The sequence below is a fragment of the Lacisediminihabitans sp. FW035 genome (genome assembly GCF_054880895.1).
In genome coordinates, this window is sequence record NZ_CM142187.1 from 2,441,112 (window position 1) to 2,456,300 (window position 15,189).

The following is a 15,189-nucleotide window of genomic DNA, read 5'->3' on the forward strand; positions in this document are numbered from 1 at the left end:
CCTGTGAACGCTACGCCGTCTCTCTGACACGACCGCCCTGTCTGACACGACCGCCCTGTCTGACACGACCGCCGGCTCTGACACGACCGCCGACGATAGAATTCGCAGCATGACCGATACCCTCGCCCCCACCTTGAGTCCCGCTGAGATCGTGCCGGAGCGCCGCATCGTCACGGCCATTCCGGGACCGCGGTCGCTGGCCCTCCAGGAGCGACGCCTTGCGGTGATCCCGGTCGGTGTCGCCTCGGCGCTCCCCGTCTTCATCGAGCGCGCCCACGGCGCGATCGTGGTGGATGTAGATGGCAACCAGTTCATCGACCTGGGGGCCGGCATCGGCGTCATGACGATCGGCCACACCGACGCGGCGGTCGTGGCCGCGGCATCCGCCCAGCTCGCCGCCTTCACCCATGTGATGTTCACCGTGACGCCCTATGAAGGCTATGTGCGGGTCGCCGAGCTGCTGGCCGAGCACACTCCCGGCGACTTCGCGAAGAAGACCGTGCTGCTCAACTCCGGCGCCGAGGCGGTGGAGAACGCCGTGAAGATCGCCCGCAAGTACACGGGACGCCCCGGTGTCGCGGTGCTCGACCACGCCTACCACGGTCGCACCAACCTGACGATGGCGATGACCTTCAAGGCCATGCCCTACAAACTGGGCTTCGGGCCCTTCGCCAGTGACGTGCACCACGCGCCCAACTCCTATCCGTTCCACGACGGACTGAGCGGAGCGGATGCCGCGGCCCGCACCATCTCGTACCTCGAGAAGTCCGTGGGTGCCACCGATCTCGCCTGCCTCGTCGTGGAGCCGATCCAGGGAGAGGGCGGATTCGTCGTCGCCGCCGACGGCTATTTCGCGGCCCTCAGTGAATGGTGTACCGCACACGGGATCGTCTTCGTCGCCGACGAGATCCAGAGCGGCATGGCCCGCACCGGAAAGTACTTCGCCATCGAGCACTCAGGCGTCGTGCCCGACATGGTCCTGAGCGCGAAGGGCATCGCCGGCGGCCTCCCGATCGCGGGAGTCACCGGTCGAGCCGAGATCATGGATGCCTCCCACCCCGGTGGCCTCGGAGGCACCTTCGCCGGCAACCCGGTCGCCGCAGCCGCCGCCATCGCCGTTTTCGACGAGATCGAGTCGAAGGACCTGCTGGCCGAGGGAGCCCGCATCGAGGCAGTGCTGAAGCCGGGCCTTGTCGCCCTCCAGGAGCGCTACCCGGTGATCGGCGACGTGCGCGGAATCGGCGCGATGATCGCCATCGAGTTGGTGACGCCCGGCACCCACACCCCGAATGCCGCCGCCGTCTCCGCCATCACGGCCTTCGCCGGCCAGAACGGCGTGCTGCTGCTCAGCGCGGGCACCTACGGCAACATCATCCGCTTCCTCCCGTCGCTCGCGATCTCGGACGACCTGCTGCGCGAGGCGCTCCAGGTGCTCGACGACGCGCTCGCGAGTCTGTGAATTCGACCCGAGTGAGTCACCCCCTCGACCCCACCGGCATCGTCGAACTGGCTATCCTGTCCCGGTCGGGACTCGATGAGTCGCGCCATCTGGGAGCCGCGGTCGTCGTCTCCCCCGACGGCACTGTCGCCCGCGCGCTCGGCGATGCGGATGCCCTCGTCTACGGCCGGTCGTCGCTCAAGTTCTTCCAGGCCATAACGGTGCTCCGATCGGGGGTGTCGCTGGCCGGCGCGCAATTGGTACTGGCGACGGCCAGTCACGCCGGAACCTCCGCTCATGTGCGAGTCGTGCGAGAGCTGCTCGCGCGGGCAGGGCTCGGTGAGGACGCGCTGCAGTGCCCGCTCGACTGGCCCCTCGACAGCGCATCGCGATCCGCGGCATCCGCTCCCGCCCGCGTCACGATGAACTGCTCCGGCAAGCATGCTGCCTTCCTGCTGGCCTGCGTCGAGAACGGCTGGCCGACGGAGACGTATCTCGATCCGGCGCATCCGTTACAGCAGCGCATCCGCGAGACCGTGGAGGAGTTCACCGGCGAGCCGATCGGCCACGTGGGTGTCGACGGCTGCGGCGCGCCGGTCTTCGCGACAACCCTGCGTGGACTCGCGACCGGGGTCGGCCGGGTCTCTGCCGGACGAGATGCCTCCGCCGCCCTGCTCACCGCAGCGGTGCTCGCCGAGCCTTGGGCTATCGACGGACCGGGCCGCGCCAACACCGTTGTGATCGAACAGCTCGGCCTGCTCACAAAGGGTGGCGCCGAGGGCGTCATCGTGATGGGAGCCCCGGACGGCACCGCCGTCGCCCTGAAGATGCTGGACGGCAGCGCCCGCGCGACCTCGCTCGTCGCCCTCGGGCTGCTCGCCTCCGTGGGGGCCGTCTCCTGGGATGACGCCGACCGGGTCGGAGCCCTGACCACCGAGAAGGTGCTCGGCGGCGGGCTGCCCGTCGGCGACATCCGCGTGTCGGGGGTCGTGCGCGGCGTCTAGCGTCGCGCGTCGGCTTCGGGTCGGGTCGGGGTATGGCCGGGGTCGGCCGGGCCGAGTAGAGGTCGGCCGGGCCGGGTCCGGGCCGGGATCGGCCGGGTCGCGCCGGGTCGGGGTCGGGTCGGGTCGGGGTCGGCCGGTGGGTGGCTCGGTTGGGTGGCTCAGCATCCTCGGTCGGTGTGCTCGCGCAGCGCAATCCGACACGGTTCGGCGCTGTCCGGTGTGGTCCGGTGTTGCCGCCGCACGCGATCGTTCTTCGCCGAGTTGCACCCTTTTGTGGGTGCACATCTGCATCAGGTCGCAGAAGAGTGCAACTCAGCGTTGCAATCGTGCGCGGCGGTCAGCCGCGCGCCGTTTAGCGCGCGGCAGGTAGGAGCGCACAGAGTACCTCCCCGCAGTCAGCGCGCGCCGGGCACCCGCGGCGGTTAGCCTCGCGCCGGGTACCCCCGGCGCACGCGGCCGGCGGGTGCTTTCGGCGCGGTCGCCCGGTGCACTCCACCGGGAAGGCCACCCAGCGCGAGCCCCTAGCACGCGCGCCCGCGCCCGCGGCGCCTGCGCCCGCGGCGCCTGCGCCCGCGGCGCCCGCGGCGCCCGCGGCGCCCGCGTGCGTCCTTCCGCCGCCGAGTTGCACCTTTTTGTGGGTGCGCATCAGCATCAGGTCGCAGAAGAGTGCAATTCGGCGTTGGCGCCGGCACCTCAGTGTCCCTGTGGAACATTCGCACGCGGATGATCGCGAAACTGGCACCCTCGATGGATGACTCGAGCCGCTGCCCTTCCGCCGGGTCTTCCTGCGCACGGATTCACGGTCGGCACCGCGAGGAACTTCGGGATTGCGCCTAGCCGGCTGCGCGCCGGAGACCTCGACAACAGCGTGTGGGGTGTCCGCGCGATGAACGCTCCCGCCGACCTTCGCGGGAGGTGCGCACTCTTGCAATTGAGGATTCCCGAACGCGCCTTCTTCTCCCATTCGACCGCCGCGCTGCTCTATGGCATCCCGCTCCCCTGGGCTAGCGAGCACGCCGGCGACCTGCACGTCGCCGTCCCGTCACCGTCGAGGGCCCTGTCTGCGATTGGGGTGGTGGGGCATCGGCTCGCAGTGATGCCGACCGATGTCAACGTGCTGTCTAGACTGCGCGTGACATCCGTCACTCGCACCTGGACCGACCTCGCGGACCAGCTCGCGTTCGAGGATCTCGTCGCCGCGGGCGACTTCCTCATCCACTGGCGACAACCTCTCACCACCACGACCGCTCTCGAGGAAGCGATTCGCCTGCGGTGCGGTAGGCGTGGCTCCCGCGCACTGTCCCGGGCGGTCCAGCGCCTCAACGAACGCGCCGAGTCACCGCCGGAGTCATGGCTTCGTCTGATTCTCGAGGACGCGGGATTCCCGCCGCCGCACATCAATCGCGAGGTGACCGACCACCACGGAGAGTTCGTCGCCCGCACCGATTTCATCTTCGAGGGTCTTCGCCTGGTGCTCGAGTACCAGGGCGACTACCACCGCACGACCAAGGGGCAGTGGCGGGCAGACATGACCCGCCGGTCGAAGCTCGAGGCCAACGGATGGCGCGTGATGGAGTTGAACGCCGACGACCTGAAGGATCCGGCCGAGCTGGTGGCGCGCATCCGTCGGCTGCTCGCGCATCGCTGACGTCTGGCGCCGAGTTGCACTCTTTTGTGGGTGGACGGGGCAGAGAGGCCGCACAAGAGTGCAACTCGAAGGAGGGTTGCGCGAGCCCGCTCAGCCCGCGTCCATCAGGCGTAGAGGCTCACCACGGCCTCGCGGAACGCGAGGGTGTGCCGCTCGACGTCGGCCGCGGTGGTGCTCGGCGCCATCAGCGCCATGTTGTGGAACGGCGTGATCAGGATGCCGCGATTCAGGGCATGCAGGTGGAGGTACTGCTGCAGTTCGAAGTCGTCGGCAGCCGCAGCCTCGGCGCCATCGTGGGGCGCGGTCGCCCGGAAGCTGTACTCCGAACGGGCACCGAGCTGGGTGACCTGCCATGGCACCGAGAATTCGTCGAGCACTGCCTGCACTCCCACGGTCCACTCGGTGGCACGATCGATCATGCCCGGGAAGGCGTCCGCGGTCAGGACCTCGGAGAGGGTGGCGCGGATGCCGGCGAGTGACAGCGCATTACCGGCGAGGGTGCCGCCCACTCCCCCGACATCGATATCCTCGAGTTCCAGCGACTCCCGCACCAACGCAGCGAAGGATGCCGTCATGCCATATGCCGCCGCGGGAATGCCTCCGCCGATGCTCTTGCCCACGACCACCGCGTCCGGGTCCAGAGCGTCCCGCGCGATCATGCCGCCCGGTCCCGCGCAGAGCGTATGCGTCTCGTCGATGATGAGGATCACGCCGTAGCGGGTGCAGAGATCGCGCACCGCGGCGTGATACCCCGGATCCGGCAGCACGATGCCGATATTGGTGAGGGCGGGCTCCATGAGCATCGCGGCGATGTCGCCGGTGGCGAAAGCGGCCTCGAGCGCCGGAATGTCGTTGAATGGCACCACTGCCGTTGTGAGGCTCGGTGGCACCGGCGCCCCGATCGTGCCGCGGCGTTCGACGACAGCGCCCGACGCGTCGAGGGTGGCATAGGCCTCGTCGACGGTGCCGTGGTAGCAGTAGTCGTGAACGACGATCTTCGGCCGGCCGGTCACCTGGCGGGCGTAGCGGATGAGGCTGCGGTTGGCATCGGTCGCGGAGAGGCTGAACTGCCAGGCCGGCACCCCGAAGCGCTGGGCGAGCAGCTCGGCAGCGGCAGCGGCATCCGCGGTCGGGAGCATGAAGGTCGAGCCCCTGCTGAGTTGCGCCGAGATCGCTGCGACAGCGGCGGCGGGCGCATGGCCGCACATCGCCCCGGTGTCGCCCAGGCAGAGATCCACGTGGTCGATGCCGTCCACGTCGACGAAATGCGAGCCGGAGGCGCTCTGCACATAGACCGGCCAGGGGCCGGGCCACTTGGCCATCCAGAGCATCGGGACGCCGTCCGGCAGGTGCGGTGTCGCTTCGGCGAACAACTCCGCCGACCGGGGTCGCTCGGCCCGGAACAGGTCGATCTCGGCCTGCCAGAGCCCCGCGAGCCGCGCGCGGTCCGCGTACGCCATCAGCCCACCCGCGCGAGCCGCTTACGGCGGGCCGCCGCGCTGACCTGCTGCGAGACCACGAGCACGATGGCGATGAGGAACACCGCGGAGGCGATCACGTTGGCCTCCGCCGGGATGCCGCGTGCCGCCGCGATGTAGACGAACTTGGGGAACGTGGTGGCGGATCCGGAGTTGAAGTTGGTGATGATGAAGTCGTCGAAACTCAGAGCGAACGACAGCAGCGCCGCCGCGACGATGCCCGGGAGCAGCAGCGGGAACGTGATGCGCCAGAACACCTGGGCCGGTGAACCGTAGAGGTCGCGCCCCGCCTCTTCGAGGGCGGGGTCCAGGCTCGACACGCGCGCCTTCACGGTCACGACCACGAAGCTTATGCAGAACATGGTGTGCGCGATGATGATTGTGACCAGCCCTTTTTCCACTCCCGCTCCGAGGAATTCGGCCGCGAGTCCGGCCCCGAGCACCACCTCGGGAGTCGCCATCGGCAGGAAGAGAAGCAGGCTGATCGCCGAACGGAACCGGAAGCGGTAGCGCACAAGCGCGATCGCGATCATCGTGCCGAGGGTTGTGGCGATCACCGTCGCGGTGACGCCGATCAGGATGCTGTTGCCGAAGGCCGCGCAGACATCCTGCGCGTCGCAGACATTGGTCCAGTTGTCGAGAGTGAACCCCCGCCAGGAGATGTTCGACTTGATCGAGTCGTTGAACGAGAAGACGAACGTGTAGGCGATCGGGATCAAGAGGAACACCAGCGCGAGCGCTGTGTAGACCGGCAGTAGCCAGCTGCCGAGGCTGAAGCGTCGGCGCGGTCCGCGGGGAGCGGCCGGAGTGTCCACCGCGGTCGCGATCGCGAGTCCTTCCTGCACGGTCACAGCAGGTCCTCCGTTCCACTCCGGCGCACATAGACGGTGACGATCGCGAGGATCACGACCATGAGGATGATCGACAGCGACGCCGCCGCCGGGTAATTGAGCAGCACGAGGAAGTTGCTCTCGATCACGTTTCCGATCATGGAAGTTCCGGTACCGCCGAGGAACTCCCGGCTGGCATTCACATAGTCGCCGGCCGCCGGGATGAAGGTGAGCAGCACCCCGGAGACGATGCCGGGCATCGACAGCGGGATCGTCACCGTGCGGAAGACGGTGAAGGGATGCGCGTACAGGTCGCTTCCCGCTTCGAGATAGCGCGTATCCAGTCGCTCGAGGGCGGCATAGAGGGGCAGCGTCATGAAGGGGATGAAGTTGTAGGTGAGCCCGAAGACGACGGCCACCGGGGTACCGGTGACGTGAGCATCCGGAGCGAGGAGGGAAAGTGCCTTCAGGCCGGTCACAAAGGCCGACTCGTCTGAGAGCAGCGACTTCCAGGCCAGGGTGCGCAGCAGGAAGCTGATGAAGAACGGCGCGATCACGAGCACGAGCATCAGGTTCTGCAGCAACGGCCAGCGGCGGGCCTTCACCCCGATGAAGTAGGCGAGCGGATAGCTGAACAGCAGCGCGAAGACTGTCGCGAGCACCGCGTAGAAGAACGACCGCACGATCTGGCCGCCGTACTGCGTGATGGAGGTGACGTAGTTCTGCCAGTCGAAAGCCGTCTGGTATTCGCCGATGTCGCCGAGAGCCGCTGGCGCCTGCAGCGAGGTGATGACCAGCGAGACGAGCGGTACGAGGAAGAACAGCACCAGATAGAGGATGCCCGGCAGCAGCAGGAGCAGGGCGATGCGGCTCTTGCGCCGCGGGGCCTGTTCCTGTGCCGTGCCCGTGGCGAATGCGGAGAATGCCATCGGCTCAGGCTTCCTCGAGCTCCGACATGAGCGCCCGCTTCTTCTGCACGGCGATCGAGGCGGTGTCGGTGTCCGCGGCGAAACGCGGAGCAACGGGAGCTTCGTCTTCGAGGCCGAACCCGTGCTCGACGCTCCAGGAGACCCAGGCATCTGTGCCTTCGATCACCAGGGGTCCTGCGCCGGTGTTCTGCACGAAGACGACGACGGATCCGAGGCCCGGAATCGCGATGATGTACTGGGTGCTCACGCCGCTGAACGAGACGTCGATCACCCGCCCGGGGCCGAGGATGTTCGTGCCGGCGGCCGAGGCGGGTTCGGTGAGGTGGAGCGTGAGCTTCTCCGGCCGAACCCCCACCGTCACGTCGCCGGAGTGGCGCTGCGCCCGCGACTTCGGCACGACGATCTTGCATCCCTCGATATCCACGGAGATGCTGTCGGCGGTGGTGCCGGCTACGGGCCCGGTGAAGAGGTTCGACTGGCCGAGGAAGTTCGCCACGAACGCGGTGCGGGGAAGTTCGTAGAGCACCTCGGGAGAACCGAGCTGCTCGATGCGGCCCTTGTTCATCACCGCGACGGTGTCGGCCATGGTCATGGCCTCCTCCTGGTCGTGGGTGACGTGGAGGAAGGTGAGACCGACCTCTTCCTGGATCGACTTGAGTTCGAGCTGCATCTGCCGCCGCAACTTGAGGTCGAGTGCCCCGAGGGGCTCATCGAGCAGCAGGAGGGCTGGTCGATTGACGATCGCGCGGGCGAGCGCCACCCGCTGCTGCTGGCCGCCGGAGAGCTGCGACGGGCGACGCGCTGCGAGATGGTCGAGTTCGACCAGTCGCAACGCCTCATGGGCCTTGGTCGAGGCATCCGCGATCTTGCGCCGCCGAAGCCCGAACGCCACGTTGTCGATGATCGACATGTGGGGGAAGAGTGCGTAGCTCTGGAACACGGTGTTCACCGGCCGCTGGAACGGTTTGGTGTCGGTGACGTCCTTGCCTCCGATGAGGATGCGGCCGGCTGTCGCCTCCTCGAGACCGGCAACAAGACGCAGGGTGGTGGTCTTGCCGCACCCGGACGGTCCAAGCAGCGCGAAGAACGACCCGGCGGGAATCACCAGGTCCATCTCCTCGATCGCGGTGAATCCCGGAAACCGCTTCTGGATTCCGACGAGTTCGAGGTCCGCACCGGCCTCTGCGAACGCTCCGCTCGCCATCAGGAGCCCAGGAGGACGGCCTGGAACGCCGCGCCGAACTTGCTCTCTTCGGCGCCGGTGAGAGTGCGGAAGACCTTGGTGTTCGACAGCGTCTTCTCATCGGGGAAGATCAGCTGGTTGTCGGCGAGGCTCGGGTCGATGGCCTGCATCGCTTCCTTCGCGCCGACGACAGGGGTGATGTAGTTGACCCAGGCAGCCACCTCGGCGGCGACCTCGGGCTGGTAGTAGTAGTTGATGAGCTCCTCCGAGGCGGACTTCTTCTGCGACCCGATCGGGATCACGAAGTTGTCGTTCCAGAGCGTTCCGCCTGCTTCGGGGATCGCGAACTCCCACTTGTCGCCGGCTTCGGCGTTGATCACCGTGATGTCGCCCGACCAGCAGATCGCGGCGAGGGTGTCTTCGCTCTTCAGGTCTTCGAGGTAGGCGTTGCCCTTGATGTTCCGGATCTGGCCGTCGTTCACCTGCTTGCGGAAGACGTCGATCGCGTCGTCGAACTTGGAGTCTTCCCACTTGCTCGAGATGTCGACGCCCGCCTGCATCATGATGAGGCCGATCGTGTCGCGCATCTCCGACAGCACGCCGACGCGGCCCTTGAGCGACTTGTCCCAGAGGTCCTCCACCGACTTGAGACCGCCGGGTACCTTGTCTTTGTTCCAGCAGATCCCCGCGAAACCACCCTGCCACGGCAGCGACTTCTTGCGGCCGGGGTCGAAGTCCACGTCCTGCAGCGACGGCGTCAGGTTCTTGGAGTTCGGGATTTTCGAGAGGTCGAAGTTCTGCACATAGCCGAAGTTGATGAGGCGGCTGACCATCCAGTCGGTGAGGCACACCAGGTCTGCGCCGATGTCCTGGCCGAGCGCGAGCTGGTCCTTGACCTTGCCGTAGTAGGTGTTGTTGTCGTCGACCGCGACGTCGTATTTCACGGCGATCCCGGACTGCTTCTCGAACGCGTCGAGAGTCGGGTGGGTTTTGCCATCCGCGTCCTCGTCGATGTACGCGGCCCAGTTGTCCCACTTGATGCTCTTGTCGGTGCTCGACTTGTCGGCCGCGGCGGTGGGTTTCGCCGTCGCCCCTCCGGTCGAACAGGCGGCGAGCGAGAGAGCTGCGGCCCCGATGCCTGCGCCGGCGAGCACATTACGACGGGTGAGGGAGGCTCCGCGCGCCTCGCGGATCAGACGTTGGACCATCGGATCGGTGGGAATTGACCTGGCCATTGAGATGTGACTCCTTCACGACGTAAGCAAACGGGGACATCGGCGAACCACATGGGTCGAACCGCATCGGTCGAACCGCCTTGCTCGATACTTGCACAGCACCCCGCCGGAGCGCACGCGAAAAGGGGCAAAACCCCCATCCCGAAACACAATCTTCACGAAATCAGTACCTCTGTGCATGATTTCGTTGCGGAATCACGCGTCGTCCGCCGCTACGCTGGGTGTGCGCGATCCGTCGATCCGGCCCCGCGCCCGCCACAGAGACGTGGCACAATCGCACCGACAATCACCCAGGAGTGTCATGAGAGTCGCCGTTCCGTCCGAGGTCAAGAACAACGAGTTCCGGGTCGCGATCACGCCGGCCGGCGTGCACGATCTGGTCGCAAATGGCCATGAGGTGCTCGTGCAGAGCGGTGCCGGCCTCGGCTCCTCGATCTCGGACGAAGCGTATGTCGATGCCGGCGCGTCGATCGCCGCGGACGCCGCCTCCACTTGGGCCGCGGCCGACCTGCTGCTCAAGGTGAAGGAGCCTGTCGAGAGCGAGTACGGCTTCTTCCGCGACGACCTCCTGCTCTTCACTTACCTGCACCTCGCTGCGGAACGGCGCCTCACCGACGAACTTCTGGCCAGTCGCGTCACCGGAATCGCGTACGAGACCGTGCAGCTGCCCTCCCGTGCGCTCCCCCTGCTCGCGCCGATGAGCGAGGTCGCCGGACGGCTCGCCCCCATCGTCGGCGCGAACGCGATGCTCAAGCCGAACGGCGGCCCCGGCCTCCTGGTGCCCGGCGTGCCCGGCACGCATCCGGCACGCATCGTGGTGCTCGGCGGCGGCGTCGCCGGCACCAATGCGCTCTCCGTCGCCGTGGGCCTCGGCGCCGAGGTGACGGTGCTCGACACCAACCTGCAGCGTTTGCGCGAACTCGACGCCCTCTACGCCGGCCGCGTCAAGACGATCGCGTCCAACTCCTTCGAGATCGACCGCGCCTGCGTCTCGGCCGACTTGGTGATCGGGTCCGTGCTCGTGCCCGGAGCCAAGGCCCCGAAGCTGGTGAGCAACGAGCTCGTCTCCCGCATGAAGCCGGGCAGCGTGCTCGTCGACATCGCAGTAGACCAGGGCGGATGCTTCGCCGACTCCCACGCGACCACCCACGCCGCCCCCACCTTCACTGTCCATGGCTCGCTCTTCTACTGCGTCGCGAACATGCCGGGAGCGGTGCCGAACACTTCCACGTATGCCCTCACCAATGCGACCCTCCCCTATGTCCGCGCCATCGCGAACAGCGGCTGGGTCGACGCGTTGCGGGCCGATCCGTCCCTCGCCCTCGGGCTCAACACCCATGCCGGCGAGATCATCAGTCCGCCGGTCGCCGCCGCCCACGGCCTGGACTTCCGCAGCCTCACGAGCGTACTGGCCTGACGCGGGGCGGGCGGCGGCTGTCATGCAAGCGGTGCCTGCATCCGCCGCACCGAACCGTCCGGGTCCATCGCCCAGCAGTGGTCCACACCGGCGCGGATCGGCGGTGGCAGGCTGCGCCGACCGCTGATCGCGCGGAATTCGGCGACGCTGCACCGATCGATCACGATGAGACCACTCGTGCGCACGGCGCCGAGCATGGCCCAGTTCGCCTGCCAACAGTCGGGGTCGCCCACGATGACGGTCGGCGACGACGCGTCGACGATATCTATCGGGTCGGCCCCCGCTCGGGCACCGGTGGCCAATGCGCGCACCTCCCCGACCGGCGGATCGATCGCCCGCAACCGTCGGGTGAACTCGGCAACCCGAGTGGTCACCACTGCCACCGTTCGATGGTCTCCTTGGCCGAACGCGACAGCGGGCGCCGCGTGCCGGCCGATCGGTGGTGCCGGCGTCGCCAGCGCGCCCGGCGCTGCTGCCGGGAATGTGGCGCGAAGAGCGACCTGAATGCGGGAACCGCGCCACTCGCCCGCGCCGGGTGGGGCATCCGCGGAGAACCCGGCCGTCGTGCCCCCGGCCATCAGGTGGTCCTGGCGGGACCCCAGGCGCAGGATGATGCGCTCATCACAGAGTGCCGCAAGGGTCTGAAGCGCGGGAGGCACCCGCCGCACCGATATGCCGAGCTGCAACCCGACCGCCGAGCCACCCCTGGCGAGCTCGACAAGGCGGTCGACGAATTCCCTCTGGTACTCCTCGGCGAATCGGCCCACGAGGGCATCGAGGTCATCGGCGAGCAGCACCCGCGCACCGGCGACGCCGGCCCGCACCCGACCGAGCGCTTCCTCCACCGCATCCCACGCCTCATCCGTGCCGGCAGGCAGGACCTCGACTCCCGTCGCACAGCCCAGGGTGTCGAACAGCCCGGACTTGCCGGAACCCTGCGCGCCGATCACCAACAGGTTGCCCGCGCGAGCCGGCTGCCACAGTGCGGTCTCCTGCCGCTGCTCCTCGGGCAGGTCGACCAGGCCGAAGGGGATGCCGTCTCCGGTGCGGTCGAGAGCACTGAGCGGTATCGAGGTGCCGAGATCGTCACACCATGGCCGGCGGATGGCCGGCCCCGACGTCGGAGTCTGGTCGCCGACCCGGCGAACGTCCGCCTCGGTGACGCGAGCCACCCGCACCAGGCGGGCGGCTCCCCCGTCGAGGGAGACCAGGGCCCGGCCGGGCCGGTCGCCGCGGAGTTCCGCAGCCTGAGAGGTACCGAGCACCGCGAGGCTGTCGGCGCGGTTGTTGACCCGCAGTGACAGCCGAAGGGTCGCATTGGCGAGCACCGTGTCCCGGATGGCGCCGGCCGGGCGCTGGGTGCAGAGAACGAGGTGGAGGCCGAGCGAACGACCGCGAGCCGCGAGGTCGGCGAAGAGCTCATGCAACTGCGGGTAGTCGCCCGCCAGGGCGGCGAACTCGTCCACCACGATCACCAGCCGGGGCAGCTCGACCCCCGGATCGTCGACGGACCGTGCCCCGGCGTCGGCGATGACCCGCTCGCGATACCGCAGCTCCGCCCGCAGGCTCAGCATGGCGCGGTGGGCAGTCCTCTCGTCGAGGTCGGTCACGACGCCCACCACATGCCGAAGCGAGCGGATCGGCGCGAAGGCGGATCCCCCCTTGAAGTCCACGAGCAGGAAGTTCACCGCCGCGGGAGAGTGCGCCAGCGCCATCGCGAGCACCCAACTGACCAGGAGTTCACTCTTGCCGCTGCCGGTCGTGCCACCGATGACCGCGTGCGGCCCGTGTGCTACGAGATCGACGATCATTCCGTCACCGTCGTCGACGGCCCGGGCGAAGACACACGCGAGGGACCCCCGGCTCCCAGCAGCGATGCTCGGCGGGCGGAGTCCGTGGAAACTCGGCTCCGCTTCGGCATCGGCATCTTCCGGCGCCACTCCAAGGAGGTCGGCCGATGTCGCGAGGAACCGCCCGAGCTCGTCGGCCTGCTCCGCCGACACGAGCTCGACTTCGAGAGTCATCGGGAGTGACCCGAGCCCCGCGTCATCCGGGCAGCGGATCAGGTGGCCGGTTCGCCCGGACGACACCCTCACCACCACCCGGCATTCGACGGGCAGGTCTTCCACCTGCGCGGCGACCGCCACCACCCCGCTCTCACCGGCGCTTCTCCAGCCGAGCGTAGAGGCTCCGGTGGCGGGAGCGCCGTCGACCGGCCCGGTGCTGCGCTGCGGCAGAGTGCTGATCCACCCGCCGGACACCGGGTCGCAGGGGGAGAAGGTCGTGCACGCGGGTGAGAGCGAGTCAGCGAGCTGGAGCAGGATGCCTCGCGCTACCGCTCGAGCGATGGGCGCCGGCCCGCAGACGCCGAGCCCGAGTCGCGCGTCGACCATGATCGGCACACCGTCGATCTGCCACGCCGTCGCGGAGAGCTCATCCAGCGTGCGCTGCACCGGATCCTCGCCGACAGGCGGTGGCGCCGAGCGACCATCGAGGGTCACCGCGCTCGACGCCCGACCGAGTCCCAGCCGCACGGGCACTCCCCCGCTCGCCGCTGAGCGCCATCTCTCGGGGTCGTGAGTCGGGCGGGCCGTGAGCCCGACCGCCCCCGGTCCGGTCCGCAGCCGGTTGCCACGCTCCTCCGTATGGAGCCTGTCGATCGTCGCCCGCGTGGCGGCGACCTCCCGATCGAAGCGGGCGGACTCCCGCCGAGCCGTGCGCCGGGACTGGATGCGGGCATCCGCGACGCTGGCGATCGCGACGAGGGGCCCGAGAAGCGCGAAGACAAGGGCGAAAGGCGACCGGGTGAGAGCCCAGATCAGCACGGAGCCGATGACCGGCGCGAGCACCGCGATGACCGGAAACCCGTTCGGACGCGACTCCTCGGGTGGCCGAGGCGCCGCGATCGGGTGGGTATCACCCGGCGGGGTCGCACTCGCGATCGGCGAGGGAGCCCCGCCGGGAATCGAAGGCGCGGGATCGGGCATCACGCAAGGAAACCAGCGGTCGTCTCGTTCGCCACGCGACGCGACCCGATTTCTGGACAGTCACTGCCGCACCCGGGCGGTCGAGGAGTAGTGGGCTCAGCTCACGATGAAGAACTGCTCGCCGATGTCCACCCGCGTGCCTCGGGCGAGACGGAAGCGCTTCTCGGGCTGGCATCGCACCGGTTCGGACTCTGGCTCTCGCACTATCGTTCCGTTGCCGGAGAAGCGGTCCATGATCCAGAACCGGCCCGCCTCCTGCCCGAACTCGAGATGCACCTTCGAGACCGATCGACTGGGGTCGAGGACCCGAACCAGCTGGTCGAAGTATTCGCCGGGCTCCGACCGGGGGTTGCGGCCGATCAGCCCGCTGCCGTAGACCGTGAAGCTCTCGCCGGTGCTGAACTGGAGCACGAAACGTTCTCCGGCCCTCCCGGCGCGGGAGATCCGGGTCGCTTCCAGGTCGGCGGAGTCGTCGTACGGCGCGGTCGTCCTCGTCTCGGGGTGGGGGGCCGGACCGCCCCACGCGGGCTCCGCCGGCAGGCCCCCGGCCGGCGACGCGGAAGCGGACGGGGCGCCCGGATCATCGATGAGAGCAGGCGTCTCGACGTTCGCCGCGGGTTCGAAGTCGGGAAGCCGGTCGACGACCGGGACCGGACGCGGGCGCACCTCCGCAGCGCGCGGCGGCGCAAGCTCGATGATGGCGGTGTCGCGGGACCGCCCGAAATCCTCGCTGGCGGCCCTCGAGACGAAACCGCATTCCCCGCAGAAGATATCGTCTTCCGACATGGGCGATCCGCACTGCTCGCAGACCACCGTCGCAGCCCCGTCGGACCTCGGAATGACCAACGGAGGAACCGGGTTCTGCACCGTCTGCGACATCGCCGGTGGGTAGTCGAGGTCCTGGCGGTGTTCGATCGAGGGGGGCGGCGCCGTGGCCAACTTGATCGCGACGGCTGCCGGGCCGACGACTGCTCGCCCGCATTCTCCACAGAAGAGCGCACCGGCCGGCAGCGCGGTGCCGCAGTATGTGCACGTCATCG

Annotated in this window: 11 protein-coding genes and 1 pseudogene; 4 read left to right on the forward strand and 8 right to left on the reverse strand. The window is 68.4% G+C overall.

The genetic code is table 11. The annotated features are described in order from the left end of the window. The first annotated feature begins 109 nt into the window (after positions 1–109). The 3 genes from gabT (at position 110) to ACVXZ4_RS11705 (ending at position 4,090) form a co-directional block, all read left to right on the forward strand. Positions 110–1,459, forward strand: coding sequence for a 4-aminobutyrate--2-oxoglutarate transaminase (gene gabT, locus ACVXZ4_RS11695; RefSeq protein ID WP_461795017.1), 1,350 nt, complete (start codon positions 110–112; stop codon positions 1,457–1,459). A gap of 11 nt (positions 1,460–1,470) precedes the next feature. Further along, positions 1,471–2,442: an asparaginase gene (locus ACVXZ4_RS11700; RefSeq protein WP_461795018.1), complete on the forward strand. Its 972-nt coding sequence runs from the start codon at positions 1,471–1,473 to the stop codon at positions 2,440–2,442. 751 nt (positions 2,443–3,193) lie between these two features. Further along, entirely contained in the window at positions 3,194–4,090 is an 897-nt protein-coding gene (locus ACVXZ4_RS11705; protein WP_461795019.1) for an endonuclease domain-containing protein, read from the forward strand. Positions 4,091–4,194: 104 nt separating this feature from the next. Here ACVXZ4_RS11705 and ACVXZ4_RS11710 read toward each other — a convergent pair whose 3' ends face one another. From ACVXZ4_RS11710 to ACVXZ4_RS11730, 5 genes are read right to left on the reverse strand one after another with little or no spacing between them, the layout of a single operon-like run. Further along, the gene (locus ACVXZ4_RS11710) at positions 4,195–5,550 is read right to left on the reverse strand and encodes a transaminase (RefSeq protein WP_461795020.1); all 1,356 of its coding nucleotides are present in this window, start codon (positions 5,548–5,550) and stop codon (positions 4,195–4,197) included. Then, a complete protein-coding gene (locus ACVXZ4_RS11715; RefSeq protein ID WP_461797971.1) occupies positions 5,550–6,383 on the reverse strand; it encodes an ABC transporter permease in 834 nt (277 codons plus the stop codon). Before ACVXZ4_RS11715 ends, ACVXZ4_RS11710 begins: the two co-directional genes overlap by 1 nt. Positions 6,384–6,415: 32 nt before the next feature. Further along, entirely contained in the window at positions 6,416–7,327 is a 912-nt protein-coding gene (locus ACVXZ4_RS11720) for an ABC transporter permease (RefSeq protein WP_461795021.1), read from the reverse strand. 4 nt (positions 7,328–7,331) lie between these two features. Beyond that, positions 7,332–8,531, reverse strand: coding sequence for an ABC transporter ATP-binding protein (locus ACVXZ4_RS11725; protein WP_461795022.1), 1,200 nt, complete (start codon positions 8,529–8,531; stop codon positions 7,332–7,334). Further along, entirely contained in the window at positions 8,531–9,745 is a 1,215-nt protein-coding gene (locus ACVXZ4_RS11730; protein WP_461795023.1) for an ABC transporter substrate-binding protein, read from the reverse strand. The genes ACVXZ4_RS11725 and ACVXZ4_RS11730 overlap by 1 nt, the downstream gene beginning before the upstream one ends. Before the next feature lie 301 nt (positions 9,746–10,046). Between ACVXZ4_RS11730 and ald the strand changes: the two genes are divergently transcribed. Next, positions 10,047–11,162 (forward strand): alanine dehydrogenase, encoded by a 1,116-nt coding sequence (gene ald, locus ACVXZ4_RS11735; RefSeq protein ID WP_461795024.1) that lies wholly within the window; start codon positions 10,047–10,049, stop codon positions 11,160–11,162. 20 nt (positions 11,163–11,182) lie between these two features. Here ald and ACVXZ4_RS11740 read toward each other — a convergent pair whose 3' ends face one another. From ACVXZ4_RS11740 to ACVXZ4_RS11750, 3 genes and pseudogenes are all read right to left on the reverse strand, one after another. Next, positions 11,183–14,149 carry an FtsK/SpoIIIE domain-containing protein gene (locus tag ACVXZ4_RS11740; RefSeq protein ID WP_461795025.1) on the reverse strand — a complete coding sequence of 989 codons (2,967 nt, stop codon included), beginning with the start codon at positions 14,147–14,149 and terminating at the stop codon, positions 11,183–11,185. 96 nt (positions 14,150–14,245) lie between these two features. Next, positions 14,246–14,935 carry an FHA domain-containing protein gene (locus tag ACVXZ4_RS11745; protein ID WP_461797972.1) on the reverse strand — a complete coding sequence of 230 codons (690 nt, stop codon included), beginning with the start codon at positions 14,933–14,935 and terminating at the stop codon, positions 14,246–14,248. A gap of 24 nt (positions 14,936–14,959) precedes the next feature. Continuing rightward, positions 14,960–15,187, reverse strand: a pseudogene (locus tag ACVXZ4_RS11750) (zinc ribbon domain-containing protein); the annotation flags it as partial. Between the last annotated feature and the right edge of the window lie 2 nt (positions 15,188–15,189).

What these genes read in the sequence shown, in the direction of transcription:
- ACVXZ4_RS11730 (WP_461795023.1), bottom strand. Translation starts at nt 9,745, where the DNA reads ATGGCCAGGTCAATTCCCACCGATCCGATGGTCCAACGTCTGATCCGC.
- ACVXZ4_RS11740 (WP_461795025.1), bottom strand. Translation starts at nt 14,149, where the DNA reads ATGCCCGATCCCGCGCCTTCGATTCCCGGCGGGGCTCCCTCGCCGATC.
- ACVXZ4_RS11720 (WP_461795021.1), bottom strand. Translation starts at nt 7,327, where the DNA reads ATGGCATTCTCCGCATTCGCCACGGGCACGGCACAGGAACAGGCCCCG.
- ACVXZ4_RS11705 (WP_461795019.1), top strand. Translation starts at nt 3,194, where the DNA reads ATGACTCGAGCCGCTGCCCTTCCGCCGGGTCTTCCTGCGCACGGATTC.
- ACVXZ4_RS11725 (WP_461795022.1), bottom strand. Translation starts at nt 8,531, where the DNA reads ATGGCGAGCGGAGCGTTCGCAGAGGCCGGTGCGGACCTCGAACTCGTC.
- ACVXZ4_RS11710 (WP_461795020.1), bottom strand. Translation starts at nt 5,550, where the DNA reads ATGGCGTACGCGGACCGCGCGCGGCTCGCGGGGCTCTGGCAGGCCGAG.
- gabT (WP_461795017.1), top strand. Translation starts at nt 110, where the DNA reads ATGACCGATACCCTCGCCCCCACCTTGAGTCCCGCTGAGATCGTGCCG.
- ACVXZ4_RS11745 (WP_461797972.1), bottom strand. Translation starts at nt 14,935, where the DNA reads ATGTCGGAAGACGATATCTTCTGCGGGGAATGCGGTTTCGTCTCGAGG.
- ald (WP_461795024.1), top strand. Translation starts at nt 10,047, where the DNA reads ATGAGAGTCGCCGTTCCGTCCGAGGTCAAGAACAACGAGTTCCGGGTC.